A 13,243-nucleotide genomic window follows, 5' to 3' on the forward strand; every position below is an offset into this window, starting at 1 on the left:
GCCAAGCTACCGCTGCCGCGCAAAGCGACCATTTGCGTAAGTCCATGCCTCCCTCCCCGGAAGGCTTCTCAGTACCGGCCTTCCGTTGCTGCTGTCCAAGTAGAAGTTGGTCCCTTTGAACTTCTTGGCGCTCTCAGTGTACCCAGGCAGCACATCACTACTCGCGTTGTGCCACCAGCCCCCTTCATACCGATAGACGCCCAGCTCATGCAAACCGGAGTTGCCTTCATAGTACGTCACCAGCATGTTTGAGGCACCTCGCGGCAACCACATCTGCGTGCTCGCATCAAGCTCAGCGTAGCCATTGCCGGCATCTATACGCACGAAATCTGATGCCGACACACCTGCATAGCTTGGATGAGTTCCTAGTGCAGCGATGGCCTCGTGGATAGACGCGAATCCCCGCGAAGTGATGGAGCGGTCACAGTCACTGCCAAGTGCGGATGTCACACGATTCACCCGCACCTGCATGAGGCGAGCTTCAATGCGCTCGTCGTACATTTCATCTTCCGGCAGCAACCTCACATTGGCGAGCACGACGGTAGCCGTTCCTTTTGCTACGTACTTGCACCCAGGCCTCTGGGCGGCCTGCACGACCCCAAGGAGCTTTGCGCCCTCCGAAGGGTTTGACAGGCAAAGAGCGCCGCCCCACTGTTGTAGCTGCGGATTCCGGGCTACAGAAGTCGCGTCCAGCTGGAAGCAGACATTGAGTCCCTCGTCCGTCTCCATTCGGGACGCATCGTGATATTCCCACTGGCCGGTGACGGTGAGATGGCTCTGTGCCTGGGAGCCAAGTGGAACGAATGCAAGGGACACCGCGATGGCAAACCGATTCAGCATGTGCTCTTTCCTTAAAGTGCAATGTCCGAAGAGATGAGGATTTTGGGTCTCTGAGAGCGCTACGCGGGATGTAGGGAGGAGTCCCTGTCTACGCGAATCCACAAAACGCCAAACTTGTTGTCTCTTCAGCCTGGTTGTCGTGTGAACTTTTTCACCCCTTCTGCCATCTACAGAGCAAGCACGGAAGTGATGTCCCGCGCGCTGGGGTCGGCGATCAACTCCTGGACCCTATTGAACGCCGGAATGCTGTCCTTTACGTCAACACATACAAGGCTTTCGACCCCCTTCTCGTAGAAGATGGTGGCAACGCGCTCCTCTCCCGGCATCAGGGTAACGCCCATCATTGCGTGCACGTTCTTGGGCCTGCCCACCATGCGCTTTTGACCGTCAAAGCCCACACACTCCATGTTGGCCTCCCTGGGAGCGCTCATGTGATTGCGCATCACGCAGTTGAAGCTGACTGGTCCACGCCGTTCGCATGACACGGGTCTGACGAACCCGAATGAGACCATCTCACTCGGGCCAGTCATGGCCGTGAGCTGGTCACAGCCAGCGAGGAGAATGGGGAGTAATACAGTGCAGAGAGGGCGAACGACGCGCATGGTTCTCCTTTGATGCGGGGATTGTTGTAAGGAAGCGAGGCTTGGTTAGCGGCGTTGAAGGTCTGCTTCGCAGTTCGGGCAGGAATAGACTTCATGGCTTCCAGACATCGCCACGCCGCTGACCAACGCACCAACCACGAATGCAGCCACCACTCCGATACCGCCGAACAAGACAAATGCGACGCACGCTGCTGCGGCGGAGAGGAGCGTGCTTCCCCACCACGTTGCGTACCACGGCCTCCAACTAGATTTGATGCCCACGAGTCCGGTGTATCCGCATTCCAGACATGTCATTCCTGGGGCATGTCGTTGGTGCTTCTTCAAATTCATACGGACGTGTTCAGGCAACGCATACGTGGCGCTGGCGTCCGACCCACTCTCGTTCATAGCTGTCCCCTAGTCGAATGATTTCCCCATCCCGGTCCAGCAAGCCCTGACTAACTCATAAGCACCTTACTAGCCTAGTCAGCAGCTCTAATTCCCTGCGGAGTAGGGCCTCGCGCGACATCCAAGTGCACCCTCCAGCGCGAACAAACAATTGCTCTGAACGCAACCGGGGTGTCTAGCATGTCCGCACCGACAAAGTATGGATTCTCCGAACCAATAGAGTCAAGCCACGCCGAACGACAGCGGTGCGGACACTCCATATTTTGTTTGCCTAGTCCAGCAGGCAGTCCAGATGAAGGGTTTTGGCGACAGATTGCGTGAGGCGCGAGCAGCCTCGGGGCTGACACAGGAGCAGCTTGGCTTCGCTATCGGGGTCACAAAGGCCTCGGTCTCGGCCTGGGAGAATGGACGCGAAACACCTGGCTTCCGCGTCCTTCTTGCCCTGCGGGCAGCGTTAGACCGCTCCTTGGATGAGCTGATTTGCGGGGAAACGAATGCCGTAACCGGGCCTGCGGCTGGAAAGGAAAACGAGCTACGCGCCAACAATGCGCAGGAGGAGGCTCTACTAATTCGCTTTCGGGCGCTACGGGCCAGGAAGCGTGAGGCGCTTTTGGAACTACTTAAGCCTTAGGAGCGAGCTTCAGGGCACGGTACACGCTGCTCCTGCTGATGGAAAAGCGTTCAGCTAGTTGCTCGATGCTAAACCCTTCCTCGGCCCGAAGCGCTCGGATGCGCTCTTCCTGCTCACTGGTGAGTGCCTTCTTGCGACCAAACCGGGTGCCCTTCTGCTGAGCGAGTGCAATGCCATCTCGCTGGCGCTCGGCACGGATATCAGCCTCGAACTCTGCGAAGGCGCCTAGCAAGTTAAACATCAGCTTGCCTTCTGACGTGGTGGTATCCAGACCTTGGTCGAGCACCCGGAGACTGACACCCTTCCGCTTGAGTCGGTCGGCAATCTTGGCGAGGTCCAGCACTGACCGAGCCATGCGGTCCAAGCGACACACGACTAGCGTGTCCCCGTCGCGAAGGTACTCCAACGCCGCTTGTAGCTCCGGACGGTTGTCAGCCTGACGGCCAGAGCGCTTCTCTTGGTAGACCCGGCTGCAACCTGCCCTGTGCAGCTTGTCCAGTTGAACATCCAGCGATTGCCCTGCTGAACTTACCCGCGCGTAGCCGATGACTTGCATCCTTTGTCCCAAAAGCTCTAGACGTTACGATAATATCATTCTGGAATGGGTTTTGAAACGCAGACTAGGCCGTCCCAAGTTGTATACATTAAGAACCACCCCGCCATGCCGCTACAACCAGCTGACGAGGGCGACTCGACCGCGTGACGCCAGCCACCAAGGAATTCTTAGTGAACGACCAGCAGATACCTCCCCCTCTTGAGAGCTTTTGCATTAAAGGGCTTCATGGCTACAAAGACGTCCGAATAGACTTTTCGGGAGAATCGACCGTCGTAGTGGCTGAGAACGGGACGGGCAAGACCACGGTTCTGAACGCTCTAAATGCCTTCATAACCAGGCGCTTTCATCGCTTGGCATCTATCAGCTTCGAGTCAATCGAATGCAAATTCACCGGAGCCGAGAAGCCCATCTCAATCTCGAAATCGCAACTCACTTCGAAACGCGATGATTCGAGTGATAGTCTCAGTCAGCTAGCTGCTTTTGGCGGGATGCCAGAGCCCGTGCTCTCCGAATTCATATCAAACACGTACACACCAGGAAACCTCTGGCACCTGAAAGAGCATCCTATCGCCCATCAGGTTTATATGGGCAGCCCTTACGACTGGGATGCCCTCGAAGACGTTTTTTGCGAACTTCACGAGTCCCTGAGCTCTTCACTTACCGATTTCGCAAAAATTGTTAGCGATGAAGTGAAGTCGCGAATGGAAGGAATCGAGGTTATCTTCCTGCCAACGTATAGGCGAATTGAACGCCCTGTGCTTAGGCAATCCCGCCCGCGCCAATTTCCTCATCGACGCCAGACACCCAGCAAAGCTGAGCACGATGACATGGCTTTCGGCCTCGCTGATGTTCAAGAAAGACTTATCCAGCTAAGCGAGGACATTGAGCGGCGCTCAAATATCGAGTACCGAAATCTAAGTGCGAGAGTCCTTCAAGACATGCTCACTCGTCAGGACACCAGCGAAAACATAGGTTCTTCTTCACTCCCAGATGTGGACGCGCTTGGCCTGTTTCTTAGTCGAGTTGACAGGACAGCAAAAACGTCATCGAGCCTCATGCTCCACCGCATCCAGGAGCTATACGAAAGCGGACACATTAATGACACCGAGAACAAATTCCTTCGCTATTTCCTAAGTCAATTATCCCAAGTAATTGACGAGACCCGCGAGACTGAACTCGTGGTTGAGCAATTCGTGGCCATTTGCAACAGCTATCTGACGCTTTCAAGTGACGAGAAGAGCTTGACCTTCGACGCCCGGACATTGCGCGTAGTTGTTGAGAACACTTGGTCAAAGGAACCGATATCTCTCGACGACTTGTCTTCAGGTGAAAAGCAAATCGTATCCTTGATGGCCCATTTGCACCTGAGCCAGCGCCCCAAACTCGTTCTCATAGATGAGCCGGAGCTATCGCTCTCTATCGACTGGCAGCGAAAGGTTCTGCCAGACATTGCAAACAGCCCCTCCGTCGTTCAGCTATTTGCAATTACGCATTCACCATTTGTTTTCGAAAACGAGCTGGATAAGTTCGCTGCGCCACTGAAGGTCAGCCGCAACGATAGGAAGGAAAAGGGAAATGCCGCTTCTTGAACGGATGCGAGACGGACGAAAGAGCCCGCAAGTTCTCAACTTGAAATTGCTTAGTATTCGAAGCTCAAGACCCAACTCGCTTGTGTTCTTCTTCGAAAGCCGTGAGGATGTTTCCGTATACGGCGACTGGATTTCTCGCGTACCCGGAAGCCCACGATATGAGCCTGTTCCAGGGAATGGGAAGGAGCAGCTGCTAGCATTTCAGCTAATGCTGGAGCAAGACGGCCGTCTGCGGGGCGTATACTTCTTTGTAGACCATGACTACGATGACAACCCGCCTCTTGAGCACGTCTTTGTTCTAAGGGCCTATTCCATCGAGAATCTTCTCTGCTTGGAAGACGCGGTTGAGAGCTTGCTGCTGGACGAACTGCGCTGCACGGGCGACCCAGCCGCGCGCGATACCATCCTAGAAGTGTATCGAAACTTGGTATCACGCTTTGAAGAGCTCAGCTTCCCACTACATGAAGCTCTCTACATCGCGCGCAAAGAGGGATTTCGCATCGTTGCACGGCCTGATTCGGCGACTGATTACCTCAACATCTCACTGCAGGGGGTCACACCGAAGTTTACCGAACTAGACCAAATTCTTACCGTGAATATTGAGCTTAGCCCAGAAAAGCTTGCGATACGGAAGTCGGAATTTTCCGCACTAGAGTCGCCATATGCCATACGTGGAAAATACGCCTTGCAAGTTCTGCGCGAGTGGCTGCGACATCTTGTAATCGACAGGCGAAGCGATAGCCCGCAGCTATTCCCAAGAATGTCAGAGAGACTACCCGGTTCACCAGACCAAGTAGGCCTGAGGAGATTGGCCTCTGCCACTCGCGTGCCAGAAGGGCTGACAGACTTCCTGCAGGCAATAGCTGCTTAACATGTAGTGGTGGCCTTGACGCAATCACTCCACCAACAGCTATCGAGTACGGATTTTCCGCATTAGGTACAGAAATGACAAATCAGGGGAGAGCTGACTCCCCTGAGCTGTCTGATAGCGATATACCCGAGGCAAATGCCTCCCTCGAAGTGAATCCAGTCCTTAAATCGAAGGTCGAATGGGCATAAACATAACAAGCACTCCATCGAGGTTGTCGCCACACTTCTTCAGGACGTAGTTAGTCATCTCGTTCCTATCGCGCGCGTCGTCCAGCTGGATGAACCAATCGTTACTATTCGGACAGTTCACTTTCGGGTCTCCACACAGTTTTCCTGAGGCTCTCCACAGCGTTCGGACTACTTCCTTGTAATCCATCGGACAACCAGGGAGGCGCATAAGGCAATGAATGTGCGTTCCCTGTCGAGTTCCCGCAACCGATGTACTCCACATCATTTCGCTACCAAAGCTCTCAACTACCGGACACATAGATATTCGTTTCTTCGACTTTGCACCAAACAGGTGGCATTTGAACTTGTGCGCAAAACTTCCAAATGCATTTTCCGCCAGCCTGTAGCTGACCCCCTCATCACCGCTGAATGTTAACGTCACCATAGCGTTGTGCTCAGCTTTCAGGAGCCAGTCTGCGGCTTGTTGTTGAAACTCGGTTCTCGAATACGTTGTGTCGTCCATTACCTGTACCTTCAAGAGCGTTGTGCGTTTGTGCTCTCACAGGTATCTTCCATAGGCGGGACACTTCGCAAGTACAGACTATGGCAAATCCGAGGGGCAACCCAGAATTCCTGCGTATCCGCAACTCAGATACTGGGGCTGCGAATCTTGCAAGACAGCGAGCGGCTGACGAGCAGGCGCTAAGAGTTTTCGCCTTGGTCATGAACGCATTGGAGAGCGGCTGCACAGACATGTCGCAGTGCATGCAGTGGTTGAATGCGCACGGTCACTTCACGCGCGGCAAAAGCCCTAAGCCCTGGTCCAAAAAAACGTTCAATCGGGTCTTGGGGCGGCTTGCAAAGCGCCAGCTAATTTCACTCCAGGATGCTCGACGTATCCTTGGGCTTCGCCGCTGACGTCTACTCCATGTCGTCTGACGGTTCTCGACGGACTGCTCCCAGCCTCTCTGGGAGACTGTGTACGCTCTTTACGTAGACATACGTGCGATTTCCTATCGGAAACGTCTCAAGCAGCCCTTGACTCGCATACTGGAACGCCCTTGTCCGCGATATCCCATGTGCCTTGCACACATCGACCAACGGTCCATATGCGACCTCAAATGTCGGCTGCTTTGCCATGCACTTCCCCTTTCGTCGTCGCCCAATTGTAGCCAGTGACTAGCTAGGGAACAAAGTAGGGAACAATATGAAAGGCCGCACTTGGCGACCTTTAACTTCAAACACTTACACTCACAATTGGCGGAGAGAGTGGGATTCGAACCCACGGAAGGTTTAACCCTTCGCCGGTTTTCAAGACCGGTGCCTTAAACCGCTCGGCCATCTCTCCAATCGGGTCCCGGTCGCCCGGGCAGCGACGTATTCTCGCACGTGAAGGGCATTTGCCCAAGACCACCTTGCCCCTGCCCTTCGCATCCGGCACGGTGGGAGCCTTCACCGCACTCGGAGCCGCCATGGCCCATCTCGATCTGGCCAACCTGCGCACCTGCCTGCTGGACGATACACAGCTGGCCGCTGTGGCCCTGCACCGCACCTTCGCGGGGCACCTGCCGGTCAGCAGCGGGCAGCTGGTGGTCTGCGATCCGCTGGTCCAGGCCGAGGCGCCTGCGCTGGCCGACTACACCGCCCCGCTGGGGCGGCACCCGGTCGAAATCATCGTGCACAGCGGCCACCCGGCCCTGGCCGTGGTCTGGTTCAAGCCCCGCGAAGCTCTTACCGCGACCGCCCTGCACTGGCAGATGGCGCGCTGGGCCACCCAGGACCTGACCGGCCTGGATGAGGACAGCTTCATCGGCTATCCGGTCGACGCTGGCATCGGTTGTTTCATGGACACCGACACCCAGCAGGCGCTGCTGGCCCTGATCGAACAGGCCGATGGCGAGGAAGAGAGTGAATGGTCGGATGCACTGATCGACCACGATGGCCTGGACGAAGGCGTCGAATACCGCCCCTGGGGGGAGAACTCGCCGCACGGCCTGGTGGTCTTCACCAGCGGCTGGGGCGACGGTGTCTATCCCAGCTACTGGGGGCTGGATACGTCCGGCATTCCGGTCGCCCTGGTCACCGATTTCCTGTGCATCCAGGGCGGCGATGGGCGCGACGAGCGCGAGATTGCCGACCAGGCCTATCGCGACAACCTGCCCCCTGCGGAAGCCGAGGCGCTGGCGCGGCTGGTGGCTGCGGTAGAAGGAGACGACGCGGAGGCATTGCAGGACCTGCTGAAGGATGCGCCGCAGCGCGCCAACCAGATCGAACCGGGCTGCGGCGGCACCGCCCTGTACGAGGCGATCCGCCTGGACCGCCCGCAGGCATTGCGGGTGCTGTTGCAGGGCGGCGCATTGCCGGCAATGCCCGAACGCCTTCACATGAGCAAGGTGACCGGCTATCTGGACTATGCGCGCTTCCTGAAGAAGCCGCGCAGCGCGGAACTGATGGCGGTGCTGGAAGCGCCCGTCGTTGCGGCCGAACCGCCACCGGCCGCAGCGCGACGCCGCAGCTTCTGGGACCGGCTGTTCGGCCGGAACTGATCGTCGGAAAACAGCAACGCCGGGCATGGCCCGGCGCTACCGTTCAGCGCTCTCAGCCGGCATCCACCGCCAGCGCACCCAGTGCACTGGCCTTGATTCGCTCCTTGGCCTTCTCACAGGCGCCACCGCAATCCAGGCGCGAGGCCTCCAGCTGCGGCGGCAGGTGCTCGGCCAGGAAGTCGATGAACACGCGCACCGCCGGCAGCAGGCCGCGGCGCGAAGCGAACACGGCGTGGCACACGCCCTGCGGCAGCGACCAGTCCGGCAGCACCACTTCCAGCTCGCCGTTGCGCACGGCGTCGGCGCACACGGTCTCCGGCAGCATGGTGATGCCGAAACCGTCCTTCACCATGCTCTGCAGCAGCGGGAAGTCGAAACCGGCCACGCGCGGCTGCAAGTCGACCCGGCGCACTTCGCCTTCCGGGCCATGCAGTTCCCAGCGCTGGCGTGCTTCGTCTTCGCTGATGCTGAGGGTGACGTGCTGGGTGAGCTCTTCCGGGTCCTTGGGGCGTCCGGCGCGGTCCAGGTACTTCGGGCTGGCCACCAGCAGTTCCTGCACCTGGCCGAAGCTGCGCATCACCAGGCTGCCGTCGTCGTCCAGGCGCGAACGCACGCGCAGGGCGACGTCGTAGCCTTCATTGATGATATCCACGCGGCGGTTGCTGATGTTCAGCTGCAGCCGCACCTTCGGGTACTGCTCAAGGAACTTGGGCAGCAGCTTGGGAAGCTGCATCTGCGCCAGTGACACCGGCACGCTGGCGCGCACCACGCCGCGCGGCTCCGCGCTGAGGCGGTCCACCACTTCGCGGGCGGCCTGGGCCTCGGCCAGCATCGTCTGCGCATGGCGATGCACGCTGGTGCCGACATCGGTGACCGCGAAACGGCGCGTGGAGCGCTGCAGCAGGCGTACGCCCAGGTCGGTTTCCAGCTGGCTGATGCGGCGGCTCAGGCGCGACTTGGGAATACCCAGTGCGCGCTCGGCGGCGGCGAATCCCCCGTGGTCGACCACCATCGCGAAGTAGTACAGGTCATTCAGGTCATGCATACCCGAGTTCCATATCTAGAACAATACGTGGCATTCAATCACCTTTATTCCGCCTTTGCAACAACCTATCGTTCTCTCCGTCGGCGGGGCCACCCCGCCCCTTCCTCCCAGAACACAGGTGACTGCCATGAAGCTTCTGCATCTCGACGCCAGCGTGCTTGGCGACAACTCCGTCTCGCGCCAGCTGTCGGCCGCCGTGGTCGCCCGCTTCGCCAGCCAGATCGATGACCTGCAGGTCGATTATCGCGATCTTGACGCCAATCCGGTACCGCATCTGCGCAGCAGCTCGCTGGCCAGGACCGACGCGGCCGAGGCGACCGATGCTGAACAGGTGATGCAGCAGTTCCTGGACGCCGACATCGTGGTGATCGGCGCGCCGATGTACAACTTCAGCATTCCGTCCACGCTGAAGGCCTGGATCGACCGCGTGGCCGTGGCCGGCCGCACCTTCAAGTACACCGAGAACGGCCCGGTGGGCCTGGCCGGTGGCAAGCGGGTGATCATCGCCAGCAGCCGTGGCGGCATCTACACCGACTCGCCGGCCGACTTCCAGGAGCCGTTCCTGCGCCAGGTGTTCGCCTTCATGGGCATCAACGAGGTCGAATTCGTGCGCGCCGAGGGCATCGCCTATTCGCCGCAGCACCGTGAAGACGCCATTGCCGGTGCACTGGCGGCACTGCCGTCGCACGAAGCGGCCGAAGCCGTCGCTGCGTAACGCGTTCCAACGTTCGGCGCCCCTCTCTCCTCGTCTGGGCGCTGAACGCGGGCCGGGATCCCCTCCCCCATCCCGGCCCACCCTGGCGGCCCCGCTATGCGGGGCCATTTTCTTTTGCGACGCGCTAGGCTGGGGCCATGAACTACATCGTGACGGCTGCGCACCGCAGCGAATTTCCGCACCCGATCACCCTGCGCCGTGGCCAGGCGCTGGTGGTGGGCGAACGTTATGAAGGCCCGGAGGGCTGGGAAGACTGGTTCCTGTGCCAAGCCGAAGGGCAGCAGCCCGGTTTCGTGCCGGCGCCGGTGATCGGTCGCGATGCGCAGGATGACGCCTATGCCACGGAGGATTACTGCGCGCGGGAGCTGGATGTGGATCCCGGGCAGATCTTGCGCGGGCTGCGCATCCTCAATGGCTGGGCGTGGTGCGTGCCGGAGAACGGCGAACCGGGATGGGTGCCGCTGGAGAAGCTGCGGGTCATAAAGGAGAGCCGAGCATAGGCTCGGCTCTACATGGATCTGTAGCGCCCGAGCCTACGCTCGGGCGGCGGCGCAAAGCGCCGGCTGTCAGGCGATGGTTTCCAGGCCGCCCATGTACGGGCGCAGGGCCTCTGGCACGGTGATGCTGCCGTCGGCGTTCTGGTAGTTCTCCATCACCGCGATCATCGCACGGCCAACCGCCACGCCCGAGCCGTTCAGGGTATGCACCAGCTCCGGCTTGCCGGTGGCCGGGTTGCGCCAGCGCGCCTGCATGCGGCGGGCCTGGAAATCACCACAGTTCGAGCACGAGGAGATCTCGCGGTAGGTCTCCTGCGACGGCAGCCAGACTTCCAGATCGTAGGTCTTCACCGCCGAGAAGCCCATGTCGCCGGTGCACAGCAGCACCTTGCGATACGGCAGGCCCAGTTTCTCCAGCACCACTTCGGCGCAGCGGGTCATGCGCTGGTGCTCGGCGTCGCTGTCTTCCGGGCGGCTGATCGAGACCAGCTCGACCTTCTCGAACTGGTGCTGGCGGATCATGCCGCGCACGTCGCGGCCGCCGCTGCCAGCCTCGGCACGGAAGCACATCGAATGGGCGGTCATGCGCAGCGGCAGGCGCTCGGCGTCGACGATCTCGTCGCGCACGATGTTGGTCAGCGGCACTTCCGAGGTCGGGATCAGATAACGCGTGGAGTCGCCCACGGCGGTCTTGAACAGGTCGTCCTCGAACTTCGGCAGCTGGCTGGTGCCGCGCAGCGAGTCAGCATTGACCAGCAGCGGTACGTTGGTTTCCTCGTAACCGTGCTCGCCGGTGTGCAGGTCGACCATGAACTGGGCCAGGGCGCGGTGCAGGCGCGCGATCGGGCCGCGCAGGACGGTGAAGCGCGAACCGGACAGTTTGGCCGCGGTCTCGCCGTCCAGCCAGCCATTGCGGGCGCCCAGTTCGACGTGGTCAAGCACCTTGAAGTCGAACTGGCGCGGAGTACCCCAGCGCGCCTGCTCGACGTTGTCGTTCTCGTCAGCACCGGCTGGCACGTCATCGGCCGGCAGGTTCGGGATCCCCATCGAGATCGCTTCGATCTTCTCGCGCAGCTCGTCCAGCGCCACCTCCGAGGCCTTCAGCTCGTCGGCGAAGGCGGCAACTTCAGCCATGATGGCCGACACGTCCTCGCCCTTGGCCTTGGCCTGGCCGATGGCCTTGGAACGGCTGTTGCGCAGGCTCTGCAGCTCCTGGGTCCGCACCTGGATGCGCTTGCGATCGGCCTCCAGGAACTCCAAGGCAGACACGTCGAGCTCGAAGCCGCGGCTGGCGCGCAGGCGTTCGGCGAGGTCGGCGGGCTGGTGGCGGAGCAGGGCTGGATCAAGCATGGCAGGTGTCGTGGTGGGTATCAGGGATGGGATTATCGCTTGTTATACGGATTTCTGCCGCCCGGTTCATTCCCGCCGTGGCAGAATCGGGGCATTCCGTACTGGTCCGGTCCATGTCTGCACCCCGCTCGTCGTCCGCCAAGTCGTTTACCGTGCATATCCCGCGCAACGCCCTGAAGATCGCGGGCATCGCCTTCGGCGTGGGCGTGCTGCTGTTCGTGCTGGTCTGGTTCACCGGTCGCGACAAGGAATTCTTCCGCGCCGACCCGGCCGCACAGACCCCGCAGGAGACGGCGCAGGTGGAACCGCTGCCCGAACCGCTGGCGGCGGCCGCCGGTTCCAGCGACATGCCCGATGCCAAGCCGGCCCCGGTCGAAGAGGAAGCCCCGAAGCTGGTCGAAACCCCGCCGCCACCGCCGGCGCCCGTCGCCGAAGCGGCCCCGGCCGCACCGGCTCCCGCGCCGGCTGCCACGGGCAACAGCCAGCCGATGCCGATTGCCGGCCAGTCGCCACCGCCGTCCTATCCCGCCGCCGCCCTGCGCGCCGGTGAAACCGGTACGGTGGTCGTACGCGTGGACGTGGATGCCACCGGCTATCCGAACAATGCCACGGTGATCCAGCGCAGCGGCTCACGCGAGCTCGACCGTGCCGCGACCGATGCGGTGCGCCGCTGGCGCTTCACCCCGGCACAGAGCAACGGCCAGGCCGTACCGGGCAGCATTGAAGTGCCGTTCGACTTCAAGACCCAGTAACTGAACGTTTCCCGGCAGGCAAACTGAACCCTGCCGGTTGCGTTGACGCAACGCTGACACTTCCCGCCACTGGCCCGCGCAACACTCTCCCCGTCGTCCATTGACGGAAGGAGTTTGCGATGACCGCCACCACCCACGAAGACCTTCATTCGCCGCAGCAACAGCAGGACGCCAGCGAACAGCACAAGCCCACGTCGCCCTGGATGTGGATCGCGCTGATCGTGGCGATGTTTGCCGCCGCACTGCTCTGGCTGCGTCACTCGAACCAGGAAGACGTGGCGCCGGCACCGGTCGGCGAGCGCATGCTGCCCGCGCCCGAGCAGGCGCCGGTCGCCGACGTACAGCAGCCTGCGGCACGCCAGGCCGCAGCGGCCGGCAACCAGCGCAAGGCGACCCCTGCCGTACGCAATCGCGAGGCGCGCCCGCTGGCGGGCAACAGCAAGCCGACCTACCCCGCTGCCGCGCTGCGCAATGGCGTGCAGGGCAGCGTGATCGCCAGCCTGAATGTCGATGCCCGCGGCCAAGTGACCAATGCTGCGATTGTTTCGCGCAGCGGCGAGCGCAGCCGTGACCTGGATCGTGCGGTGCTGAGCACCGTGCAGAACTGGAAGTTCCAGCCGGCGATGCATGAAGGCCGTGCAGTGGCCAGTGTGGTGCGGGTCCCGGTGGATTTCCGTACCGGACAGCGTTGATCG

The 13,243-nt window shown here is 60.6% G+C and carries 14 protein-coding genes and 1 tRNA gene; 8 read left to right on the forward strand and 7 right to left on the reverse strand.

Annotated features, from left to right (window positions below):
- Positions 1 to 6: 6 nt before the first annotated feature.
- Positions 7 to 840 carry a hypothetical protein gene (locus AC5P8U_RS00155; protein ID WP_495213825.1) on the reverse strand — a complete coding sequence of 278 codons (834 nt, stop codon included), beginning with the start codon at positions 838 to 840 and terminating at the stop codon, positions 7 to 9.
- A gap of 167 nt (positions 841 to 1,007) precedes the next feature.
- Positions 1,008 to 1,271: a hypothetical protein gene (locus AC5P8U_RS00160; RefSeq protein WP_495213826.1), complete on the reverse strand. Its 264-nt coding sequence runs from the start codon at positions 1,269 to 1,271 to the stop codon at positions 1,008 to 1,010.
- A gap of 850 nt (positions 1,272 to 2,121) precedes the next feature.
- On the opposite strand from AC5P8U_RS00160, the gene AC5P8U_RS00165 reads away from it, so the two are divergent.
- The gene (locus AC5P8U_RS00165) at positions 2,122 to 2,460 is read left to right on the forward strand and encodes a helix-turn-helix domain-containing protein (protein ID WP_059064568.1); all 339 of its coding nucleotides are present in this window, start codon (positions 2,122 to 2,124) and stop codon (positions 2,458 to 2,460) included.
- Here AC5P8U_RS00165 and AC5P8U_RS00170 read toward each other — a convergent pair.
- The gene (locus tag AC5P8U_RS00170) at positions 2,450 to 3,016 is read right to left on the reverse strand and encodes a recombinase family protein (protein WP_059064569.1); all 567 of its coding nucleotides are present in this window, start codon (positions 3,014 to 3,016) and stop codon (positions 2,450 to 2,452) included. The two genes, AC5P8U_RS00165 and AC5P8U_RS00170, sit on opposite strands and share 11 nt — an antisense overlap.
- Before the next feature lie 170 nt (positions 3,017 to 3,186).
- Here AC5P8U_RS00170 and AC5P8U_RS00175 point away from each other — a divergent pair, with 170 nt between their 5' ends.
- Complete coding sequence (locus AC5P8U_RS00175) at positions 3,187 to 4,605, forward strand: AAA family ATPase (protein ID WP_181453532.1); 1,419 nt, start codon at positions 3,187 to 3,189, stop codon at positions 4,603 to 4,605.
- Positions 4,592 to 5,476, forward strand: coding sequence for a DUF4435 domain-containing protein (locus tag AC5P8U_RS00180; protein ID WP_111118390.1), 885 nt, complete (start codon positions 4,592 to 4,594; stop codon positions 5,474 to 5,476). Before AC5P8U_RS00175 ends, AC5P8U_RS00180 begins: the two co-directional genes overlap by 14 nt.
- 162 nt (positions 5,477 to 5,638) lie before the next feature.
- Here AC5P8U_RS00180 and AC5P8U_RS00185 read toward each other — a convergent pair whose 3' ends face one another.
- Both AC5P8U_RS00185 and AC5P8U_RS00190 read right to left on the reverse strand, forming a co-directional pair.
- A complete protein-coding gene (locus AC5P8U_RS00185; protein WP_495213827.1) occupies positions 5,639 to 6,166 on the reverse strand; it encodes a hypothetical protein in 528 nt (175 codons plus the stop codon).
- A 735-nt stretch (positions 6,167 to 6,901) separates the two neighbouring features.
- Positions 6,902 to 6,991: transfer RNA gene (locus AC5P8U_RS00190), tRNA-Ser, on the reverse strand.
- 124 nt (positions 6,992 to 7,115) lie between these two features.
- Between AC5P8U_RS00190 and AC5P8U_RS00195 the strand changes: the two genes are divergently transcribed.
- The gene (locus AC5P8U_RS00195; RefSeq protein ID WP_072168108.1) at positions 7,116 to 8,189 is read left to right on the forward strand and encodes a DUF4241 domain-containing protein; all 1,074 of its coding nucleotides are present in this window, start codon (positions 7,116 to 7,118) and stop codon (positions 8,187 to 8,189) included.
- Between the two features lie 52 nt (positions 8,190 to 8,241).
- Here AC5P8U_RS00195 and AC5P8U_RS00200 read toward each other — a convergent pair whose 3' ends face one another.
- A complete protein-coding gene (locus AC5P8U_RS00200) occupies positions 8,242 to 9,234 on the reverse strand; it encodes a LysR family transcriptional regulator (RefSeq protein ID WP_005410175.1) in 993 nt (330 codons plus the stop codon).
- 127 nt (positions 9,235 to 9,361) lie between these two features.
- On the opposite strand from AC5P8U_RS00200, the gene AC5P8U_RS00205 reads away from it, so the two are divergent.
- Positions 9,362 to 9,949 (forward strand): FMN-dependent NADH-azoreductase, encoded by a 588-nt coding sequence (locus AC5P8U_RS00205; RefSeq protein ID WP_072168109.1) that lies wholly within the window; start codon positions 9,362 to 9,364, stop codon positions 9,947 to 9,949.
- A gap of 137 nt (positions 9,950 to 10,086) precedes the next feature.
- Positions 10,087 to 10,449 (forward strand): SH3 domain-containing protein, encoded by a 363-nt coding sequence (locus AC5P8U_RS00210; RefSeq protein ID WP_151354721.1) that lies wholly within the window; start codon positions 10,087 to 10,089, stop codon positions 10,447 to 10,449.
- 66 nt (positions 10,450 to 10,515) lie between these two features.
- Here the strand turns inward: AC5P8U_RS00210 and serS are convergent, their stop codons facing one another.
- Complete coding sequence (serS, locus tag AC5P8U_RS00215; protein WP_447897100.1) at positions 10,516 to 11,796, reverse strand: serine--tRNA ligase; 1,281 nt, start codon at positions 11,794 to 11,796, stop codon at positions 10,516 to 10,518.
- Between the two features lie 113 nt (positions 11,797 to 11,909).
- Here serS and AC5P8U_RS00220 point away from each other — a divergent pair, with 113 nt between their 5' ends.
- Both AC5P8U_RS00220 and AC5P8U_RS00225 read left to right on the forward strand, forming a co-directional pair.
- Positions 11,910 to 12,548 (forward strand): energy transducer TonB, encoded by a 639-nt coding sequence (locus tag AC5P8U_RS00220; RefSeq protein WP_072168113.1) that lies wholly within the window; start codon positions 11,910 to 11,912, stop codon positions 12,546 to 12,548.
- A gap of 119 nt (positions 12,549 to 12,667) precedes the next feature.
- Complete coding sequence (locus AC5P8U_RS00225; RefSeq protein WP_188240841.1) at positions 12,668 to 13,240, forward strand: energy transducer TonB; 573 nt, start codon at positions 12,668 to 12,670, stop codon at positions 13,238 to 13,240.
- The last annotated feature ends 3 nt before the right edge of the window (positions 13,241 to 13,243 follow it).

The sequence above is a fragment of the Stenotrophomonas sp. YJH_SMC_81 genome (assembly GCF_059370875.1).

Bases quoted from the DNA above. Each gene is read 5' to 3' on its own strand.
- AC5P8U_RS00155 (WP_495213825.1), bottom strand. From the start codon at position 840: ATGCTGAATCGGTTTGCCATCGCGGTGTCCCTTGCATTCGTTCCACTT.
- AC5P8U_RS00160 (WP_495213826.1), bottom strand. From the start codon at position 1,271: ATGAGCGCTCCCAGGGAGGCCAACATGGAGTGTGTGGGCTTTGACGGT.
- AC5P8U_RS00165 (WP_059064568.1), top strand. From the start codon at position 2,122: ATGAAGGGTTTTGGCGACAGATTGCGTGAGGCGCGAGCAGCCTCGGGG.
- AC5P8U_RS00170 (WP_059064569.1), bottom strand. From the start codon at position 3,016: ATGCAAGTCATCGGCTACGCGCGGGTAAGTTCAGCAGGGCAATCGCTG.
- AC5P8U_RS00180 (WP_111118390.1), top strand. From the start codon at position 4,592: ATGCCGCTTCTTGAACGGATGCGAGACGGACGAAAGAGCCCGCAAGTT.
- AC5P8U_RS00185 (WP_495213827.1), bottom strand. From the start codon at position 6,166: ATGGACGACACAACGTATTCGAGAACCGAGTTTCAACAACAAGCCGCA.
- AC5P8U_RS00195 (WP_072168108.1), top strand. From the start codon at position 7,116: ATGGCCCATCTCGATCTGGCCAACCTGCGCACCTGCCTGCTGGACGAT.
- AC5P8U_RS00200 (WP_005410175.1), bottom strand. From the start codon at position 9,234: ATGCATGACCTGAATGACCTGTACTACTTCGCGATGGTGGTCGACCAC.
- AC5P8U_RS00205 (WP_072168109.1), top strand. From the start codon at position 9,362: ATGAAGCTTCTGCATCTCGACGCCAGCGTGCTTGGCGACAACTCCGTC.
- AC5P8U_RS00210 (WP_151354721.1), top strand. From the start codon at position 10,087: ATGAACTACATCGTGACGGCTGCGCACCGCAGCGAATTTCCGCACCCG.
- serS (WP_447897100.1), bottom strand. From the start codon at position 11,796: ATGCTTGATCCAGCCCTGCTCCGCCACCAGCCCGCCGACCTCGCCGAA.
- AC5P8U_RS00220 (WP_072168113.1), top strand. From the start codon at position 11,910: ATGTCTGCACCCCGCTCGTCGTCCGCCAAGTCGTTTACCGTGCATATC.
- AC5P8U_RS00225 (WP_188240841.1), top strand. From the start codon at position 12,668: ATGACCGCCACCACCCACGAAGACCTTCATTCGCCGCAGCAACAGCAG.